This window comes from Halopseudomonas nanhaiensis, from assembly GCF_020025155.1.
Classification (GTDB): domain Bacteria; phylum Pseudomonadota; class Gammaproteobacteria; order Pseudomonadales; family Pseudomonadaceae; genus Halopseudomonas; species Halopseudomonas nanhaiensis.
The window spans coordinates 769,407-790,109 of record NZ_CP073751.1; the positions used below are offsets into that span (position 1 = coordinate 769,407).

At 61.5% G+C, this 20,703-nt stretch carries 14 protein-coding genes; 9 read left to right on the forward strand and 5 right to left on the reverse strand.

Annotated elements, in window-relative coordinates:
• Positions 1–199 precede the first annotated feature (199 nt).
• The 6 genes from KEM63_RS03510 to KEM63_RS03535 all read left to right on the forward strand — a co-directional run bounded on the left by KEM63_RS03510 (position 200) and on the right by KEM63_RS03535 (position 9,586).
• Complete coding sequence (locus tag KEM63_RS03510; RefSeq protein WP_223654818.1) at positions 200–3,193, forward strand: transglycosylase domain-containing protein; 2,994 nt, start codon at positions 200–202, stop codon at positions 3,191–3,193.
• 98 nt (positions 3,194–3,291) lie between these two features.
• Positions 3,292–4,113: a helix-turn-helix domain-containing protein gene (locus KEM63_RS03515; protein WP_223654819.1), complete on the forward strand. Its 822-nt coding sequence runs from the start codon at positions 3,292–3,294 to the stop codon at positions 4,111–4,113.
• A 121-nt stretch (positions 4,114–4,234) separates the two neighbouring features.
• Positions 4,235–5,314, forward strand: a complete 1,080-nt coding sequence (locus KEM63_RS03520) for a calcium/sodium antiporter (protein ID WP_223654820.1) — start codon at positions 4,235–4,237, stop codon at positions 5,312–5,314.
• A 190-nt stretch (positions 5,315–5,504) separates the two neighbouring features.
• Positions 5,505–7,193: a wax ester/triacylglycerol synthase family O-acyltransferase gene (locus KEM63_RS03525; protein WP_223654821.1), complete on the forward strand. Its 1,689-nt coding sequence runs from the start codon at positions 5,505–5,507 to the stop codon at positions 7,191–7,193.
• Positions 7,194–7,207: 14 nt separating this feature from the next.
• Entirely contained in the window at positions 7,208–8,662 is a 1,455-nt protein-coding gene (locus tag KEM63_RS03530) for a DUF3336 domain-containing protein (protein WP_223654822.1), read from the forward strand.
• Positions 8,663–8,737: 75 nt separating this feature from the next.
• Positions 8,738–9,586 carry a uroporphyrinogen-III synthase gene (locus tag KEM63_RS03535; protein WP_223654823.1) on the forward strand — a complete coding sequence of 283 codons (849 nt, stop codon included), beginning with the start codon at positions 8,738–8,740 and terminating at the stop codon, positions 9,584–9,586.
• Positions 9,587–9,866: 280 nt separating this feature from the next.
• On the opposite strand, the gene KEM63_RS03540 is transcribed toward KEM63_RS03535, so the two are convergent.
• Positions 9,867–11,345 (reverse strand): amidase, encoded by a 1,479-nt coding sequence (locus KEM63_RS03540; RefSeq protein ID WP_223654824.1) that lies wholly within the window; start codon positions 11,343–11,345, stop codon positions 9,867–9,869.
• Between the two features lie 174 nt (positions 11,346–11,519).
• Here KEM63_RS03540 and KEM63_RS03545 point away from each other — a divergent pair, with 174 nt between their 5' ends.
• From KEM63_RS03545 to KEM63_RS03555, 3 genes are all read left to right on the forward strand, one after another.
• A complete protein-coding gene (locus KEM63_RS03545; protein ID WP_223654825.1) occupies positions 11,520–13,940 on the forward strand; it encodes an ATP-binding protein in 2,421 nt (806 codons plus the stop codon).
• Positions 13,941–14,629: 689 nt separating this feature from the next.
• A complete protein-coding gene (locus KEM63_RS03550; RefSeq protein ID WP_223654826.1) occupies positions 14,630–15,121 on the forward strand; it encodes a TIGR00645 family protein in 492 nt (163 codons plus the stop codon).
• 41 nt (positions 15,122–15,162) lie between these two features.
• Positions 15,163–16,707, forward strand: coding sequence for a cryptochrome/photolyase family protein (locus KEM63_RS03555; protein ID WP_223654827.1), 1,545 nt, complete (start codon positions 15,163–15,165; stop codon positions 16,705–16,707).
• Between the two features lie 9 nt (positions 16,708–16,716).
• On the opposite strand, the gene KEM63_RS03560 is transcribed toward KEM63_RS03555, so the two are convergent.
• From KEM63_RS03560 to KEM63_RS03575, 4 genes are all read right to left on the reverse strand, one after another.
• Positions 16,717–17,838 carry a methyltransferase gene (locus tag KEM63_RS03560; protein ID WP_223654828.1) on the reverse strand — a complete coding sequence of 374 codons (1,122 nt, stop codon included), beginning with the start codon at positions 17,836–17,838 and terminating at the stop codon, positions 16,717–16,719.
• 94 nt (positions 17,839–17,932) lie between these two features.
• Positions 17,933–18,343, reverse strand: a complete 411-nt coding sequence (gene mscL, locus KEM63_RS03565; protein WP_279346907.1) for a large-conductance mechanosensitive channel protein MscL — start codon at positions 18,341–18,343, stop codon at positions 17,933–17,935.
• A 35-nt stretch (positions 18,344–18,378) separates the two neighbouring features.
• On the reverse strand, positions 18,379–19,830 hold the full coding sequence (pap, locus tag KEM63_RS03570) for a polyphosphate:AMP phosphotransferase (RefSeq protein WP_223654829.1): 1,452 nt from the start codon (positions 19,828–19,830) through the stop codon (positions 18,379–18,381).
• Positions 19,831–20,586, reverse strand: a complete 756-nt coding sequence (locus KEM63_RS03575; protein WP_223654830.1) for an EAL domain-containing protein — start codon at positions 20,584–20,586, stop codon at positions 19,831–19,833.
• Positions 20,587–20,703 lie beyond the last annotated feature (117 nt).

Here is a 20,703-nt window from a genome sequence, read left to right on the forward strand (position 1 = left end):
AACAGATCGCCTCCAACGCCTTGGTAGGGATCAGCGGACATCAGGTGGCGATCATCTGCGAAGGGTGAGCTAGAGGCGTTGCGCATCCCTGGCGCTCGCTTCGCAGTGCGCACGCAGATCATGCCGATGGAGCGCTGAACGGTCATGCGGGGGCGCGGCCCCTCAGCTAGACTAACCGCACTGGCTCGTTGAGGGATCTATGCGGTTAAGAACGTGGTTGTTGCTGGGCGTTGCAGTGTTGGCCGGGGTCTATCTGATCCGCTATGAGTCCCATCATTCCTACTACCAATCTCTTTTTCTCAGCCGTTACGCGAAGGATCTGACCTTTCGCGTGGAAGACGGGCCGAGCGATGCCGTGCGCTTCCCGCAAGCCGGTCCCTTCGACGTGCGCCTGGGCTATACCGCCATTCCTCGCTGGACGCCACGGCTGCGACAGCACGGCTTCGAGCTGACCAGCCAGGCGCGGTTTTCTCCCGCGCTGCTGCAGCACGTCGACTACGGATTGTTTCCGCCTTTCAAGGAAAAGACCCAGGCAGGCCTGCAGGTATTCGACTGCAAGGGCGACTCCATCTATGCGTTCCAGTATCCGCAGCGGGCCTATCCGAGCTTCGAGGCCGTGCCGGCGTTGCTGCACCGCAGTCTGCTGTATATCGAAAACCGTCGCCTGCTGGCTCCGGGTCGCGATCGCGCCAACCCGGCGGTCGACTGGCCGCGGCTGGCCAGCGCGTCGCTGGCGTTGGTCACACGCAAGTTCGATGACGATGGCTCGACCCACGGGGCCAGTACCCTGGCCACGCAGATCGAGAAATTCCGACACTCGCCAGAAGGCCTGACCTACGAGCCGCAGGACAAGTTGCTGCAGATGGGGTCGGCCAGTGTGCGCGCCTATCGAGACGGGCCTTACACGCTCGAAGCGCGGGAGCAACTGGTGCTGGACTACATCAATACCGTTCCGCTGGCAGCGGCGCCGGGCTTCGGTGAAGTCAACGGCGTGGGTGATGCCGCGTGGGTCTGGTTCGGCCGGGATTTCGAGCAGTTCAACAGCGACCTGCAGGGCGCGGCCGGCGTCGAGGCGCAGGGCCAGGCGCTGCGTCAGGGTCTGGCAATCTTCGTCGCCCAGCGACGGCCCTCCTATTATCTGCTCAATGGCCGCGATGATCTCGCAGAGCTGGTAGACAGCCATGTCCGCTTGCTGGCGCGCGAGGGCATCATCGATCAACCACTGCGTGACGCTGCGCTGAATGCTTCGTTCGGTTTTCGTGAGCGAGGCCAGGCAGCGCGGATTCGTCCAGTTATCGATGCGGACAAGGCTGTCACGGTATCGCGGGTGCGCCTGGCCAACCTGCTGGAGCAGACCCTGTATGCGGTAGACCGGATGGATCTGCGTGCGGGAAGCAGTCTGCACGCCGATCTTCAGGCCTCGGTCAGTGACTATCTGGGGAATCTTTCTGATCCGGCGTTCGCCGAGCAGGCCGGCCTGTTCGGCGAGCGGCTGTTGTCTGCCGAGAAGGTCGCGGCGGTGCGCTACAGCTTCACGCTGATGCAATCGACTGCCGATGGCAATCAGGTGCGCGTACAGACCGACAATACCGGCCTGCCGTTCGATCTCAACGAGGGCAGCAAGCTGGAGCTGGGTTCGACCGCCAAGCTACGCGTACTGGCTACCTATTTGCAGATCATCGGCGAGCTACACGCAAGTCTGGCTGGCGCCGACGAGTCGGCCTTCGCGCAGGCGCTGTCCGAACCTGAAGACCGGCTCAGCGTCTGGGTAGCCAACACGCTGCGCGGCAATCCTCAGATGACGTTGCCCGAGCTCCTCGATGCGGCGCTCGAGCGTCGCTATTCCGCTTCACCGGCCGAACGTTTCTATACCGGCGGCGGCGTGCAGCGCTTCCGCAACTTCCGCCGGGAAGACGATGGCCGCAACCCGACCATGCGCGAGTCGTTGCAGGAGTCGATCAACCTGCCGTTCGTACGGCTGCAGCGCGACATCGTGCGCCATGCGATCCATCAGGCGCATCGCGACAGCGCCGCCCTGTTGCAGGACGATACTGACCCCCGCCGCGATGAACTGCTCGAACGCTTCGCCGACCGCGAAGGGCGTACGTTCCTGCTGCGCTTCTGGCGCAAGTATCAGAACAAGGATCAGGCCGAGCGACTGAACAACTTCCTCGAGGGGCTGCGTCCGACCTCATCCCGGTTGGCAGCCGTGCATCGCTATTTGTATCCGGACGCGACGCAGGCGGACTTCACCGCCTTCCTCGGCAGCCGTACCGACGAAGTGCTGACCGACAAGCGCATCGAGGAACTCTACCAGGCCTACGGGCCGGGCAAGTACAGCCTGCCGGACCAGGGATATATCGCGCGCGTGCATCCTTTGGAACTGTGGCTTCTCGGCTACCTGATCAACAACGAGGGAGCGATCTTCTCTGACGCGGTCCAGGCTAGCCAGGCCGAGCGTCAGGAGGTTTACGGCTGGCTGTTCCGCACCCGCCACCGCAGCGCGCGAGACAACCGCATTCGCACCATGCTCGAGGTTGAAGCGTACCTGGATATTCACGCGCGCTGGCAGGCCATGGGTTATCCGTTTGATCATCTGGTGCCATCATTGGGGACGGCCCTGGGCAGCTCGGGCGATCGTCCGGCGGCGCTCGCTGAGTTGATGGGCATTATTCAGAATGGAGGCGTGCGCTACCCCACTGCGCGCATTACCGAATTGCATTTCGGGGAAGGAACGCCCTACGAGACCCATTTCCAGCGGACCCCGTCGCAGGGCAAGCAGGTGCTGGTGCCGGAAGTTGCAGCAGCACTGCGCGAAGCGCTGTCGCGGGTGGTGGAAGATGGTACCGCGCGCCGGCTGCTGGGCACCTTCAACGCGCCTGACGGATCGCCCCTGGCCATCGGCGGGAAGACCGGAACGGGCGATAACCGCATACACAACGTGGCCGCCTCGGGCCTGTCTACCGGTAGCCAGGTGCTCAACCGCACCGCGACATTCGTGTTCTTCATTGGCGACGATCATTTCGGCACGCTCACCGCGTTCGTGCCGGGCCAGGCCGCCGGCAACTTCCGTTTTACCTCGGCCTTGCCGGTTCAGGTGCTCAAGGGCATGGCGCCGATGCTGACGGCTTATTTCGAAAACCGTCAGGCGGGTTGCAACGTGCCGGAGGTTCAGGTGGTTGCGCTGGATTGACAGCGCGGCCCCTGTGGCCTACACCCTATGAACCGCCGCCGTCGAGGACCATCGCGCCTCGCGGCTGATAACAATAATGAAGGCATGAGGAGGGGTGCGTGGCGAGCCTTGCCAAGCCCGACGCAGTAGTCCCGGCGGATGCCGAGCGTCCGGACAATCTGTACGTGTTCGCTCCGCACTGCTTCTTTTACACAACGCCGCACCAGAGTCCGTCCCAGCTGCAACCGCACAGCGCCACCATCCTGTTCAATCCCTTTGGTGCCTCCTTCGAGGTGATTGTCGACCAGCGCCGATATGCCACCCGCGCGATTGCCCTGGGCTCGCTGGTTCGCCGACAGATCGTCGCGCCACCGAGCGGGCTCATCGCCCTGTTCGTCATGCCCGAGTCGCGGCTTTTTCCGCGGTTCGTTTCACTGGGGCCGGAACGCTTTCAGTTGCTCGACCGTGATGCGCTGCGCTCTGCGGACGCTGACTTCGTCGCCATGTACCAGGGGCGTGCCGAGGCCGATCAGGTCCTGCGCGCGTATCAGCACGTTACCGGTCTGCTGGGTCCGCAGTGCGCGGAGGAAGATTCGCTGCATCGCGCTCGCGAACTCATGCAGCTGATTGCCGAAAATCCCGGCCTCAGTCTTGAGGAACTCGCCGCGGCACATCGCATCACTTATTCGTGGATGTCGCGGTTGTTCTCGCACTCGGTGGGTATACCGCTGCGTGATTACAAGAACTGGCTCAAGCGGCGCAAGGTGTGGGAGCTACTGGCCACCGATCTGTCGCTTACGGAGATCGCCCACCGGGCTGGTTTCAGCGATTCGGCCCATCTCTCGCGCACCTATCGCCGCTGGTTCGGGATGACGCCGTCGGAGAGTCGCCGGCGCAAGAAGGTGCGCTTCTTCGCCTTCCCCTTCGATGCGCCTGGCTAGTTCGCCCGCACTATCCGCATTGATAGAAATCGTTGCATCTGGCCGGTTCCTGAAGCCAGGCGGCATGCTAGATTTGCTTCGCTGCGCAGCATGCGCAGTTTCAATCCACTCGAGGTGATTCATGAGCTTGACGGTGTTGTTGCTGTTCGCGGTAGGTCTGGTCCTGCTGGTGGTGGGGGCTGAGGTTCTGGTCAAGGGCGCGTCACGCCTGGCGGCCGGGTTTCGGATTTCGCCGCTGGTGATCGGTCTGACGGTGGTCGCATTCGGTACCAGCGCGCCGGAGATGGCGGTCAGCGCAGGCGCTGCTGTGGCCGGACAGGGTGATATTGCGCTGGGCAACGTTCTGGGCAGCAACATCTTCAACGTGCTGTTCATTCTCGGTCTCGCTGCGCTGATCGCTCCGCTTGTCGTATCGCGGCAGCTGATCCGTCTGGATGTGCCGCTCATGATTGGTGCGACCGTACTGGTCATACTGCTTTCCCTGGATGGTGAGCTGAGCATGCTCGACGGGGCATTGCTGATGTTCCTGATCGTCGCTTACACCGGGTTTCTGGTGGTCAGCAGCCGCCGCGCCAACAGCCCGACCGATGCCAGTGAACTGGGTGTGCCGGATGCCGAACACAGCGGCTCGATGCTGGTGAATGTGCTGTTCATCGTAGGCGGCCTGGTGATGCTGGTGCTGGGTGCGCGCTGGCTGGTCAACGGAGCGGTATCCATGGCGACCGCCTTTGGTCTGTCAGAACGGGTGATCGCGCTGACCATCGTCGCGGCAGGGACCTCGCTGCCCGAGGTGGCCACATCAGTCATCGCCAGCATCCGTGGCCAACGCGATATCGCGGTGGGTAACGTAGTGGGCAGCAATATCTTCAACCTGCTGGCAGTACTGGGTCTGGCGGGGCTTCTGTCGCCGGACGGCGTGCAGGTATCCGACGCGGTGCTGCGCTTTGACATGCTGATCACGCTCGCCGTCGCTGTCGCCTGTCTACCGATCTTCTTCAGCGGTTTTCGCATCAATCGCTGGGAAGGTTTGCTGTTTCTCGCGTACTACGTCGTGTACACCGCGCACCTGGTCATGGCGGCGACCGGCTCGATTGCGTTGGGCGGCATGCAGACAGCGATTCTGTATTACGCGTTGCCGCTCACGGCATTGACGCTGATGGTGCTGATGGTGCAGGGCTGGAGAGAGCGCCACAGGCACTGACGAGACGGATATCGCGCTTCGCTCTACGGGAGACATATTTTATTACTGTATAGAATGACGGTCCGGTCACTTTCCGACGGACCGTCCCTTGTATTGTCTTTCAAGACCTCTAAGCTTGATTGGAATCAATAAAGGCCTGCGAACAATGAGTCAATACTCGGACCTGTTCGCCGTTACCCGAGGATGACCAATGAAGCAACTCACCCCGATGGACTCCTATTTCTTTCATTTCGAGACGCCCAATCAACCCATGATGCTTGGCAGTCTCTGGCTATGTGATCAGAGCGAGGTGCCGGGCGGCGTTGTCCGACACAAGGAGATCCTGCAGTACGTTTCCGACCGGCTGAATACCACGTCGTATTTTCGGCGTCGGCTGCAGGAAGTGCCGTTCGGTCTGGATGATCCCTACTGGCTGGAAGACGAGAACTTTGATCTGGAATACCACGTCAGGCACGTCGGGCTGCCACAGCCCGGTGACTGGCGTCAGCTGTGCATCTTCACTGCCCGCACCATGTCGCGCAGCGTCGATATGGAGCGCGCGCCGTGGGAGCTGTACATCATTGAAGGACTGAACAACGTCGAAGGCGTCCCGCCGAACAGCTTTGCCGTGCTCATCCGCTTCCACCATGCCTACGTCGATGGCAAGTCGAGCCTCGAGTTGAGCACGGCGATGATGGAAGAGACGCCCGATCACCAGTACGGCCGTCGGGATCGCGTCGAGGTGGCCGAGCGCGCGCCATCGCATCTGGAAATGTGGGCGCGGACCACGCCGCGCATGCTTACCCAGTCTTTCCGCAGCATCAAGGCAGGCATGTTGCTCGGCCGCAAGAGCGCCGAACTCGCTTGGCGCATGCAGCTCGACGCAGTTACGGATCGACAGCGGGCGCCGCAGACGATCTTCAACGTGCCGGTGTCGCCGCATCGCTCGTACGGGGGTTACGTCTGGGATATCCCGGAGCTCAAGCAACTGCGTCAGTTGTGCAAGGGCGCCACGCTCAATGACGTGGTGATCGCCATCATTGGCGGCGGCATGCGTCGCTACCTGGCGGGCCGTAACGCCTTGCCGGCCGAATCGCTGGTGGCTCTGTGTCCGGTATCGATTCGCCCGGAAGAAGCCCGTCACGACGGCGGCAACCTGTTGTCGGCAATGTACATCGGGATCGGCAGTGACATCGATGATCCGGTTCGCCGGCTGGAAACGGTCCACCGTCGTACGGTCAAGGGGGTGCCTCTGGCCAAGGAGGTGCTCGTCGATCTGGTCAACGCGGCGGGAGATCTGGTCCCTGCATATATGCGCGCATTCGCTGGCTGGGTGCAGCAGAAGACCCGCGTGGCTGCCAAGGTACCGATCGTCAATACCCTCATCACCAACGTGCCGGGCATACCGGGTCTGACGCCGCGTTACTTCGCCGGTGCCAAGATCTGCAGCGTCTACCCGCTGGTGCCGGTCGCCGACGGCATTGCCCTCGGCCACGTGGTCAGCGGCATCTATGGAAGTCTGAACCTGGGCGTGGTGGCCGACCGCAAGGTGGTCGACGACATGGACCACTACATCGCCTGCATCGATGAGTCGACGCGCGAGTATCGGGCGGTTCTGGAACAACTGCAGAGCGAGGTTCCGGAGGAGGCCGAGGACGTTATCGCCGAGCCGGTCCCGGAATCGGTCCTGGCCGCCATGGTCGTGGCTGACCAGCAGATGGACGCGCAGGAGCAAGCGTCGAACAAGGCGAGCGCGGAGGGGCATGCTGAACAAGCAGCGCCGGACCGCAAGCGGGAGAAAGTCGCCGCGTCCGCTGCGAGAAAGCCTGCACGAGCCAAGCGCATCCGCAGCGCCGGGACGAACAAACAGTCGGACCAATCGGTAGCCGGGCAAGCTTGAGCAGGGGAGGGGGCATGAAGATCTTTCAGCGTAGTCGCGCCAAACAGTTGTTGAGCGAGATGGAGCAGGCCGAGTCCTACGAGCAATGGGCCGCTCTGGCCGCCGAGTACGATGAAGAAAACGGCCTTGACGAGTGGAGGCAGGACGATGCCTGCGAATCCTACGATTACAGGGCGATTCGCGAGCGCCTGGACATCATTCGCGACCTGCGATTTCGGCGCGAGTATCAGAAGCTGCTGTTCACACTGAACGAGGGTATTCACGGCAACCTTGGGGGCATGGGCAAGCCGTCGCTGTACAACAAGGCGCGGCTGGGCACCAAAAATCTCATCACCCGTTACGTCCAGGAAGTCTGTGGGGCGCTTGAGGATCTCAATGAGGTGGACGAGTCGGTGCTGTCGCTGGAAGACAAGCAGGACTTTTTCGTCCGCGCCAGCCACTGCTACGGCCGCTCTGCACTGATGCTCAGCGGCGGCGCGGTGCTGGGATACTTTCATGCTGGGGTTCTCAAGGCACTGTTCGACCAGACCTTGCTTCCCGAGATCATCTCCGGCAGCAGCGCCGGCTCGATACTCGCAGCCGCCGCCTGTTGTCATACGGACGACGAGCTGATCGATCGACTCAGTCTCGACAACCTGCACCATGAAGCGGAAGAAACCTCTGCGATTCGCCCGGTGGTGGCGCTGGGCGTCACGCGCAAGCCGAATATCGACGCAGGGAATCTGCGTGAGTATCTGGCCAAGATTCTTCCGGATCTCACGTTTCAGGAAGCTTTCGAGCTCACCGGCCGCAAGCTCAACATCACCGTGACGGGTCTGTCGACCCGGCAGGCTCCGCGCCTGCTCAATGCGATCACCTCGCCTAACGTGCTTATCCGTACGGCGGTGCAGGCGTCCTGCGCAATCTATGGCATCTATCCGCCGGTGACGTTGATGTGCCGCAATTCCGCCGGCGAAACCGTGCCCTACCTACCGGGTGAAAAATGGATTGATGGCTCGTTCGCTGATGACCTGCCGGCCAAGCGACTGACGCGGTTGTACGGCGTAAATCACTTCATCTCGAGCATGACCAACCCTGCCGCTCTGGCGATCACGCCCGATCCGGACCGGCCGCCGAATGCACTGCGGGAGCTGGTCAATTACCAGGCTCGATTCTGGAAATTTTCCTCGGCGGAGGCGCTGCGCTTTACCCGCGACCATATTCGCATCAAGTCGCCAGTCATCAGCCTGATGCAGCATCTGACGTACGGGGTTCTCGCGCAGGAATACACCGCGGACATCAATATCTTCCTGCGCAACCGCTGGGATCACCCGCTGCGCCTGCTGGCGCCGCCTTCGCGGGAAGCCATGCATCGGTTGATTCACGAGGGCGAGCGGTCCACCTGGGAGAAGGTCGAGATGGTGCGCAACTGCACGGCGATCAGTCGTACGCTGGACGGGATTCTGCACAGCCGCGGCTGGGAAAAGTGAGCGGGGTCCGGGCGACTTTGCAAATGAGGGAGGGAGCCGCACAATAGCGCTTCGATCATTGCACAGGGGCCGACCATGACGTCCGACGTACTCCCGCTCGCTGGCCGCCGTATCGCACTGCCGGAAAGCCGCGAGCTTGACCTGTTCGCCGACATGTTGATCAAGCGTGGAGCGGAGGTGTTGCGTTGCCCGCTGGTGTCGATCCACGATGCGCCGGACCAGGCACCGGTACTCGCCTGGCTGCAGCAATTCGTGGCAAACCCGGGTGACGATCTGATTCTGCTTACCGGCGAGGGTTTGCGTCGCCTCATGGGTACTGCCGAGCGGGCTGGAGGCGACCTGGCTGAGCGCTTCACCGCCCGGCTCGGTGAGGTCCGCAAGATCACCCGCGGACCCAAGCCGGGCGCTGCGCTACGCAAGCTCGGGCTGAAGGCCGATGTCGTTGCCGTCGAGCCGACGACCGAAGGCGTGATCAAGACGCTGGAGCAGGAGAACCTTCAGGGCCGTCAGGTTGCCGTGCAGCTTTACGGCACCGAGCCGAACGAGCTGCTCATCGGCTATCTGACTCGCGCAGGCGCTCGGGTTACTCAGGTTTCTCCCTATGTATACGCCGATCACATCGAGGACGAGCAGGTCGACGGGCTGATCAACGCGATCATCGGCCGTGAAGTCGACGCGATCGCCTTTACCAGTGCGACTCAGGTCAGACGGCTATTCCAGATCGCCCGGCAGGGAGCGCGGGAAGAGAAGCTTCTCAAGGCCCTGACAGCGATCAAGGTCGCTGCGGTAGGACCGGTGGTGGCTGAAGAGTTGAACGAGCGGGGAGTCGGCGTCGATCTGATGCCCGAGAGCAGCTATTTCATGAAACCGCTTGTACGCGAGCTGGTGAAAGCGTTTACCGGGCACGAGGATGTGGAGGCTTGATCTGTTCACCCCTTCGCGGTCATGCCCGCTCCTACACAATTCCAACCGCTTTATGTAGGAGCGCACCTGGGCGCGAAAGTGGCTTCGCAGGCGACACCGGGGCCTGCCCAAACGTCGTGCATCCGTCTTCGCGGTCATGCCCGCTCCTACACAATTCCAACCGCTTTATGTAGGAGCGCACCCGGGCGCGAAAGCGGCTTCGCAGGCGACACCGAGGCCTGGGCCAAACGTCGTGCATCCGTCTTCGCGGTCATGCCCGCTTCTACAAAACCTGTCAGGGTTATTCGTCCTGTTGTGCCATCGCCGGCCAGCGATCCTTCCACGGTTGTGCCTGCTCCAGCTGCGTGGCCAGTTGCAACAGCCTGCCTTCACTGCCGACCGGTCCGCAGAACTGCACGCCCAGCGGCAATCCCTTCTCCGTCCAGTACAGCGGAACCGACATGGCCGGTGTGCCAGTCAGGTTGGCCAGCTGGGTGAAGGGGACGTAGGTGAGGTTCTTGCGGGCCATGTCATTGACCATGTTATCGAGCATGCCCCAGCGCGCCATGGCCGGCAGTGCGCCGGTCCGGAGCATGTTCTCCAGCAATCTGGCCTGGCGTGTAGGGATCTCCGCCTGCTCGTGGCGGATCGGTGGGTGAGCGAGTGTTGGCGTCAGATACAGGTCATGTTGTTGATAAAACTGCCCCAGCGCCTGGCTGAAGCTGTTCCACTGGCGATGGTTGCTCACGTAGCGCGCCGCGCTCAGGCTGCGACCGAAGGCAGCGAGTACCCGGGTCAGCAGCTCGAATTCCTCGTCACGTGCACCCATCGCGCGCGCTTCGTCCAGCGTTGCCGCGACCTGGCCGAAGTACAGCATCAGGTAACTGCGCGCCAGTGCCTGGCCGTCATAGTCGGGCTCCGCTTCGACGACTTCGTGGCCCAGTGACTGCAACACCCTCACGGCGTCCTCCACCGCCTTGATCGCCTCCGGGTGCACCGGCGTGTCCACGGGGGAGCGGGTCGAGAAACCGATGCGCAGCACGCCGGGGCCGCGTTGTGCCAGATTGACGAAGCTATCGTCGGCTCCTGCAATGTGAAACGGATCACCGACGTTGGGCCCGGCCAGCACGTCCAGTGCCAGTGCCGAGTCGCGCACGCTGCGGCTGACCACGCCATCGCTGGAGGCGCCTTCCCAGATTTCGGCCGCAGCAGGGCCCACCGATATCCGACCGCGGCTCGGGCGCAGACCAAACAGGCCGCAGCAAGCGGCTGGGATGCGAATCGATCCGCCCCCGTCATTGGCTCCTGCCATAGGCACGATCCCGGCGGCAACCGCTGCCGCAGAGCCGCCGCTGGAGCCGCCGGGTGTGTGTGCAGTGTTCCAGGGGTTGACGGTGCGTCCGAAGGCCTTTGGGTCGGTTACGCCCTTGAGCGCCAGTTCCGGCGTGTTGGTCTTGCCAAAGATGACCGCCCCAGCGTTGAGCAGGCGCTGGACGATGTGCGAGTGGTGCCGCGCCGGAATGCGGCTGAACACATTGCTGCCGGCCCCGGTCGGCATACCGGCGTAGTCCTGGATCGCATCCTTTATCAGAAACGGCACCCCCGCAAGCGGGCCGGTCAGCGGCTCGGTGATCCGCTTGCGTGCGATATCCACCATGGGTTGGCAGACGGCGTTCAGCGTGGGATTGAGGCGGTGATAGCGATCCAGTGCCAGCTCAAGCAATTCGTTCGGTGTGGCGTGTTGTTCTCGGATCAGGCGCGCCAGATCCGTGGCGTCCATGCGGCTGTATTCCTGCGGGCTCATACTACGCGGCCTCTACATTGTTGTTATGAAAAACGACTCCCATTAAAGCTGTGTGACAGATTACGTCAAGCCATTCGATGATTTACTCTTGCACCCATCGGATGGCATAACACCGCTATCGCCCCACGCTTTCCCACTCAAGGATGTTCGATGACCAACCAAGCCGCCCCGCAGCGCCTTTCCCCCGATCAGCTCACCGCGCCCATCGATCTCGATAGCCTCGGCTTCGTCACGACCGACGATCTGGAGCCGTTTCGTGGCATCCTCGGGCAGGACCGGGCGGTCGAAGCGTTGCAGTTTGGCGTGGCGATGCACCGGCCGGGCTACAACGTCTTCGTCATGGGTGAACCGGGCACGGGGCGGTTTTCATACGTCATGCATTATCTGCGTGCGGAAGCCAAGCGGCAGATCTCCCCGGAGGATTGCGTCTACGTCAACAATTTCGAGGAGCCACGCGAGCCGTGGGTGCTCAATCTCTCGCCGGGGACCGCCGGCGAGTTGCTCGCCGACATCGAGCAGTTGATCGACAACCTGATGGCCACCTTTCCGGCTGTTTTCGAGCATCCGGCATTTCAGCAGAAGAAGAGCGCGATCGATCGGGCATTCAATCAGCGCTATGACAAGGCCATCGATACCGTCGAGCGCCGTGCGCTGGAGCACAGCATTGCGGTCTACCGCGATGCGCAGAATATCGCTTTCACGCCGATGAAAGACGGCAAGGCACTGGATGAGGCGGAGTTCGCCCAGCTGCCCGAGTCCGAGCGCGAGCAGTTTCATCGTGATATCGCGCACCTGGAAGAGGTGCTCAACGAGTCCCTGGCCAGCCTGCCGCAGTGGAAGCGCGAATCGAGCAACCACCTGCGCGAACTGAACGAGCAGACCATAAACGAAGCCATCGGTCCGCTGCTCGACCCGTTGCTGCAACGCTACGAAGGCAATCCCCGGGTCTGCGACTATCTGCAGGCCATGCGGCACAACCTGCTCAAGACCGTCATCGATCAACTGGTTGAAGAGCGCGCGCTCGAGGCCAGGCCGGATGCCTACAAGAAGCTGCTGCTCACCGAGCAATACTCGCCGAGTCTGATTGTCGGTCATCCTGCCGGCGGCGGTGCGCCAGTGGTACATGAGCCGCACCCGTCCTACGACAATCTCTTCGGCCGTACCGAATACAGCTCCGAGCAGGGCGCGCTGGTCACCAGCTACAGGCACATCCGTCCGGGTGCGCTGCACCGTGCGAACGGCGGTTATCTGGTCATAGAAGCGGAGAAACTGCTGGGCGAGCCCTTCGTCTGGGAGGCGCTCAAGCGTGCCCTACATTCCAGGCAGTTGAAAACCGAATCGCCCTGGGCTGAGCTGGGTCGGTTGACCACGGTAACCCTGACGCCTCAGGTCATCCCGCTCTCGGTGAAGCTGGTACTGATCGGCTCGCGGCACGTGTATTACACGCTGCAGGACCTCGATCCGGACTTCCAGGAAATGTTTCGCGTACTGGTGGACTTCGATGAAGATCTCCCGCGAACCACCGATAGCATCGAGGGCATGGCGCAACTGCTCAAGACCCGAACTTCGGAGGAAGGTCTGGCACCGCTGACGGCCGCGGCAGTGGCTCGCGTACTGACCTACAGCGCACGGCTTGCCGACCATCAGGCACGGCTATCGGCGCGCATCAGTGACATCTTCCAGTTGGTTGCAGAGGCGGACTTCATTCGCCAGCTTGCCGGCGATCCCCTGACAGATACCGGACATATCGAGCGCGCGCTGCGCGCCAAGGAAACCCGCACCGGGCGTGTCAGTGCACGCATCCGCGAAGATATGCTCTCCGGCGTCATCCTGATTGACACGGACGGCGCGGCGGTGGGCAAGTGCAACGGTCTTACCGTGCTCGAGGTTGGGGACTCGGTATTCGGCGTGCCTGCTCGTATCAGTGCCACGGTCTACCCGGGCGGCAATGGCATCGTGGATATCGAGCGCGAGGTCAACCTTGGTCAGCCGATCCACTCCAAGGGTGTGATGATTCTGACGGGCTATCTGGGCAGCCGCTTCGCGCAGAACTTTCCGCTGGAGATTTCTGCCAGCATCGCGCTTGAACAATCCTACGGTTATGTCGATGGCGATAGCGCATCCCTGGGCGAAGTGTGCGCGCTGATATCGGCATTGTCGCGAACGCCGCTCAAGCAATCGTTTGCCATCACCGGTTCGATCAACCAGTTCGGGGAGGTTCAGGCTGTCGGTGGCGTGAACGACAAGATCGAAGGGTTTTTCCGGTTGTGCCAGGCCCGCGGCCTGACTGGCCAGCAGGGCGCCATCGTGCCGCATTCCAATGTCCCCAATCTGATGCTCGATCAGTCGGTACTCGATGCGGTGAAGGCCGGACAGTTCGCGATCTATGCGGTACGCCATGTTGACGAGGCGATGACGCTGCTTTCGGGTCAGGAAGTGGGCACGGCCAATGATCGCGGCGAGTATCCGGCTGGCAGCGTCAACGCCCTGGTGGTCGAGCGGCTGCGTGAGATATTCGAGCGAAACCAGGAACGCGAGGAAGATGGCGAAGACTCGCCGGGCAAAGACTGATCAGTCGTTGACCAACCGGACCGGACCCACGCGGCGTCTGGTCCCGACCCGCCTTCAGGCAGCTTACCAACAGACTTATACACAGAAAGTGTGGACGGTCCGTGCGGCTAGCATTCAGCTGCCAGAGCTGTCAATCGTCTAATTTGCGCCAGCCGTACATTTCTTCAGAAAAAAAGTTCCCCGCTTCGCTTGGATTTCTTCAAGTTGGCCGCGGGCGGTCCATCGGTTAGCGCACATAGCTGATCTGATGGTTTACATTGGCGGGCTTAATGTATTGATATTGAACAGGAAATAATTAATTTTGCGTGTTGGCGGCATCTCGCATCACGTCCCGACGTGAGTGCTTCGTTAGTGGGCAAGTCTGCCGTTTCTGGCGTTCAGAACAGGGCGAAGCTGGCGGCGAGCACAAAATTGATCGCTTTTTGACCGATTTCAGCGGAGGCCGTATGCAACTGGGCTGGCACACGAAGTGAGCATACTGCCCACAGAGTTATCCACAAGTTTTGTGGACAGCTTTTCTGCCCCGTTTTGTGTCGCTTTGATATTCAAAGGCCTTCACGTTTTCGCCCTCGCCTACGGAGCAGCGCGCGCAATCGAAACGGATTAGATTGTCCGCTGGGGCACCCGGTGTTTTATGATTGGTCACCCCGGTTGCCCTGGCAGCCTAGCATTGTGGAGGTAAGCGGTTGATGGAAAAGTTTTTCGAGAATCTGATGTACTCAGCGCGCTGGATTCTGGCGCCGATCTATCTGGGTCTGTCCCTTGCGTTGCTGGCACTGGCGGTCAAGTTTTTCCAGGAAGTCTTTCACCTGCTGCCCAACATTCTCGCCGTAGCCGAGGCCGATCTGATCCTCGTGGTGCTGTCGTTGGTCGATATGGCGCTGGTCGGCGGCCTGTTGGTGATGGTGATGATTTCAGGCTACGAAAACTTCGTCTCGCAGCTGGACATTGATGAAGGCAAGGAGAAACTCAGCTGGCTTGGCAAGATGGATTCCAGCTCGCTGAAGATGAAAGTCGCCGCATCGATCGTGGCGATCTCGTCCATTCACCTGCTCAAGGTGTTCATGAACGCGATCAATATCGATAACGACAAGCTCATGTGGTACGTGATCATTCACATGACCTTCGTGCTCTCGGCGTTCGGCATGGGACTGCTGGACAAGCTGACCCACAAAAGCTGAGAAGGCGGCAGCGTCCGCCCGAAGCACAACATGGAGCTGGCATGGCTGTCCGCAATCTCATCCTGGTTCTGGGCGACCAGCTCAGTCCCGCCATCAGTGCCATGCGCCAGGCCGATCCGGTGCGGGACCGCATTCTCATGGCCGAGGTGGCCGAAGAGGGGCGCTATGTTCCTCACCATCCGCAGAAAATCCTGTTCGTGCTGTCGGCCATGCGGCACTTCGCCGAGGAACTGCGTGATCTCGGATTCGCTGTCGACTACGTGACCCTGGATGACCCATCCAATACCGGAACGTTGCTCGGCGAGCTCGACCGCGCGCGCACTGCGCTGAAGCCCGAGGGCATTCTTCTCACCCGGCCCTCGGAGTGGCGTCTGTTTGATCTGTTCGCCCGTCAGGCTACGCGCTGGCCCGAGCTGATGCTGCTGGAGGACGATCGATTCTTCTGCTCGGATCAGCGCTTTGCCCGCTGGGCCGCTGGCCGCAAGCAGCTGCGCATGGAATATTTCTACCGCGAGATGCGTCGCGAACATGACTTTCTGGTGGACGCAGCAGGGCAACCCGAGGGCGGACAATGGAATCTCGACGCGGACAATCGCAAGGCACTTCCGGCCGGGGCCAAGCCACCGGCGCAACCGCACTTCGACCCGGACGCTACGACCCGAGAGGTACGCGAACAGGTCGAGGCTCATTTCGCCGATCACTACGGCAGCCTTGATGCATTCGACTATCCGGTCACCCGGCGCGACAGCGAGCTGCTCTGGGAGCACGCTCTGGAACATGCGCTGCCGAACTTCGGCGACTACCAGGATGCAATGGCAGACAACGAGCCATTTCTGTTCCACGCCCGCATCGCGGCGGCGATGAACGTCGGCCTGCTCGACCCGCGGCGCATTTGCCGTGATGTTGAACAGGCGTACCGTGCCGGTCGGATACCGCTGAACTGCGCCGAAGGTTTCATCCGGCAGATTCTTGGCTGGCGCGAATATGTACGCGGGATCTACTGGCTGATGATGCCCGACTACGCCGAGCGCAATGCCTTCGGCAACCGGCGCGATCTGCCGGAATTCTACTGGAATGGTGATACCCGCATGAACTGCATGAAACAGGCGATCGATCAGACGCTCGAGCATGCGTATGCCCATCACATCCAGCGTCTGATGGTCACCGGCAACTTCGCGCTGCTGGCCGGTATCGAGCCCAGGCAGATATGCGACTGGTATCTCGCGGTCTACATGGATGCCTATGACTGGGTGGAGCTACCCAACACCCTGGGCATGGTGATGCACGCCGACGGCGGCTATCTCGGCTCCAAGCCGTATTGTGCGAGTGGTCAGTACATCAAGCGCATGTCCAACCACTGCAAGGGGTGTCATTACAAGGTTGGCGAAGCGACCGGCGAGCGCAGCTGCCCCTTCAACTCGCTGTACTGGCATTTCCTGATTCGCCACGAGGACCGGCTGCGCAGCAATCACCGAATGAGCATGGTCTACCGCAATCTGGATCGGATGGATCCGGTCAAACGCGAGGCGGTTCAACAGTGGGGTGACCACTTGCTGGCCCGGCTCGACGCAGGGGAGAGTCTCTGACTACGGCCGCTACCGCTGCCTGGCCTGAAGCACCACGAATTTTGCGTTTGCCGTCAGTTGCTCGACGTTCCCGAAAAGGCGCTTGAGTGCCACGTGGTAGCCAAGGTGCCGATTGCCTACGATGATCAGCCGTCCGCCGGGTGCCAGCGCTCGGTGGCTCTGACGGAACAGCCGCTGCGCAATCTCGTCACCGACTACCTGCTGCTGGTGAAAGGGCGGGTTGCAGAGGATCAGATCAGCGCTGCGGGGGGCGGCCTCGCTGAGCCCATCGGCGATGACAAACCGGGCCTGGTCGAGGCCGGCCGTAGCCGTGTTGCGCTCGGCAGAGGCCACTGCCGCGTATGACTCATCGATGAACGTGACGCTGGCCTGTCGGTTGCGCAGTGCAGCGACGATGCCCAGTGCGCCGTTACCGCATCCCAGGTCGATGATGTGCTGCACGGTCTCGTCGGCGGGAATGTGAGGGAGCAGGGCGCGGGTGCCGATATCCAGCCGCTCGCGCGAGAATACGCCTGGCAGATTCACCAGGTCGATGCCGGCTTCCGGAATCGGATAACGCGCCTCCAGATGCGCCGTGGGCGGTGCCAGCTCAGGATCGAATGTCGCCGTCAGCAGGCGTGCTTTCTTCCAGCCCAGCGATGCCTGGTAGGGGCCGATGTGCCGGGCGAGCAGATCGCCTGCGCTGGGCGGGAGATGCTTGATCATGGATCCGGCAATCACCCTGGCGCCAGGTGCCAGCAATGGTCTCAAGCGCGTCAGCTGCTGCTCGAACAGGGCGAGACTTTTCGGTATGCGCATCAGCACGCGATCAAACGAACCGGAAGGAAGGGTCTGGCTGCCCAGGAACGTTACACTGTCGGCGGGCCGTTGATTAAGCTGCAGGTTGTGGCCGAGCGCACGCTCGGCGAGATGCGAATCACCCCAGCTGACCGGCGTCATGCCAGCCAGGGCGCAGCCCAGCGCGCCGAACTGGTCGTTCACGACGAGTACTCGATGCGTCGAGTCCCCGTCTTCGGCCAAAGCGTTCAGCAGATACAGGTCCGCCGCATCGAACGGCAGCAACGTCGGATTGCGAGTCGGTGGGTAGCGATCGAGCTGAACGGTGCCGAACGGTGTATCGCAGCTGTGCATGGGATGGAATCGAACCGAGAGTGGGCTGCGCAGTATAACTCAGCGTGCCCCCGGGGCGAGGCAACAAGCTGCCCCGAGGGAAGAAGAGATCAGTTCAGTCGCGCTCCGGCGCCTTGAGCAGGTCGCGAATCTCGGTCAGCAGGATTTCCTGCTTCGTCGGCGGGTTCGGTGGCGGTGGGACATCGGCTTCCTTGCGACGCATGCTGTTGATCACCTTGACCGCGACAAACACAGCCAGGGCGATGATCAGGAAATCGATCACGTTCTTGATGAACAGGCCGTAGCCCAGCGTGACGGCGGCCTGGTCCCCCTCCGCTGCGCGCAACACCACCGCCAGATCGACGAAGTCGACCCCGCCTATGAGCATCCCCAGGGGGGGCATGAAGATGTCAGCGACCAGGGAAGAAACGACCTTGTTGAACGCAGCGCCAATGATGATACCGACTGCCATGTCGATGACATTGCCACGCATGGCGAAGCTCTTGAATTCACTAAGCAGGCTCATTGCTTCCTCGAATAATGGAATCTGTCGGCAGCAGCCTAGCGCAACCCAAGCGCGGTCTCAAGGCTTTCGCAGACGATGCGCAGCGTTTCGATGCGCGCATAGCGCTTGTCCTCGGCCGGGATGAGATGCCACGGGGCTTGGCGTGTGGAGGTGCGCGCTACCATGTCATTCATGGCCTGCTGGTAGGCGGGCCACTGCGCGCGGTTGCGCCAATCTTCGTCGGTCAGCTTGTAGCGCTTGACCGGAGTCTGCTCGCGCGCTTGAAAGCGGCGCAGTTGCTCGTCGGCGCTGATCGAAAGCCAGAACTTGATAATCGCGGTGCCGGCTTCGGCGAGCTGGCGCTCGAAGTCATTGATTTCGGCATAGGCGCGGCGCCAGTCGTTGGGGGAGATAAATTCCTCCACGCGCTCGACCAGCACCCGGCCATAGTGGCTGCGATCGAACACCACGACTGTCCCGGGTCTGGGGATGCGGCGCCAGAACCGCCACAGGTACGGATGGCTCCGCTCTTCGGGCGTGGGCGCGCTGGTGCCGTGCACTCGTAGCTGCCGCGGATCCAGACATTCGGTGATGCGTCGGATCGAGCCGCCCTTGCCAGCCGCATCGGTTCCTTCGAACACCAGTAGTAGGCTGCGCTGTGCGAATCCGCTGTGGCGGATCAGCTCGCGGAGGCGAGTCTGATAGTGTTCGAGTTGCTCCTTGTAGTCGGACTTCTTGAGCGCAAGGCTGAAGTCCAGCTGATCCTGGCGGCGCTCGGGCGAGCCGATCCATTGGAGGGCCTCTTCGGCATCGGTACGCTCGAGCACTCTCACGCAGGCATCGAGCACCAGTTCGCCAATGCGTATATCGCGGTAATCAGGATCATGACTGAGCACCTGATGCCAGGGCGACTCGTCCGTCGAGGTGAGCTCGCGCATCCGAGCGGCGCCCGCTCTCACATCCTCGTAGTCCGCGGCGCTGAAATCGCCCCATTCGCGCATGGCGACCGATTGTTCGCCAGGCTCCACGAGCGACTGCTGCTGCCCGCCGTGTTGCGGGGTGAGGTGCAGCCAGAGCTTGATGATGCCAACGCCGTCATCGACCAGTAGCTGTTCGAAGCGCAGCAGTTGGAGCATCTGTTGATCAAACTGCTCGCGGCTGATCTCGCCACGGCTGTACTGCATCAACGGCTGGTGGTACCAGGACCCGAGGTAAAATCCGATTTCGCCAGCAGGGGGTAAGCTTCGCCAGTAGCGCCACAGGCGCGGCATGTCGCGGTCGAGGCCGGTGGGCAGACTGAAGGCACGGGTGTTCAGATGGCGATTGTCCAGCCGCTTGTAAAAGGCGTAGATCGCCTCGGCCTTGCCGGCGAAGTCGTTGCCGCTGATCAGTACCAGCAACGGACCGCGCCCGGACTGGCGCAGCTCGTACTGGGCGTTGAGCAGCGCTTCGGTCAACGCTGCGTCCAGTTTCTTCAGTTCTTTTCCAGGTAGCGCGTCTTCGCTCATCTAGGACCAGTTCACCTCGGGGAGCTCTTGGAATGCGGGCTTGGCAAACAGGTAGCCCTGAAACAGATGGACACCCAGTCCCTTGAGGAATTCGAGTTCGCCTGTACTTTCTATCCCTTCAGCGATGATGTCGATGTTGAGCGTTCTGGCCACCCCGATGATCCCCTGCACGATTGCCTGGCGTACCGGGTGCTGATCGATATCGCGGATGATCTCCATGTCCAGCTTGATGATGTCCGGCTGGAATTCGGCGAGCAGGTTCAGGCCCGCGTAGCCGGCACCGAAATCGTCAATGGCGGTCATGAAGCCTTGTCGCTTGTACTCGGTCATGATGGCCTTGAGATGCCCGTGGTCGACCACGCGCTCGTTCTCCGTCACCTCGAAGATCAGACGGTCCGCGGGGAAGCCCACCCGACGAGCGGCCTCCAGCGTGGCGCGAATACAGGTCGCTGCCTGATAGACCGCGTTGGGCATGAAGTTGATGCTCAGAAAGCAGGGTACGTTGAGCCGAGCGGCCAGCTCGACGGCCTTGACCCGGCAGGACTGATCGAAGCTGTAGCGATTCGAGTCGTTGACCTGGGCCAGAATCCCCCCGGCACCGCTACCATCCAGTCCGCGGACCAGCGCCTCGTAGGCGTAGATAGAGTTGTCACGAATGTCGACGATCGGTTGGAACGCCATGGTGAAATCGAAGCCGAGCGATTGTCCGTTCTGGCAGGCCGAGCAAGGCTTGGGTTGTTGTGATGCGCTAATCATTGAACTGGTCCTTTTCTTCCCCTGCCCCCACACTATAGTGAAATCCGTTTAGGGGCTACGATGTGACACCAGCGTGGTGGCAAAGTGCCTCTTTCTGTTTTAGCAGGAGATATGTTT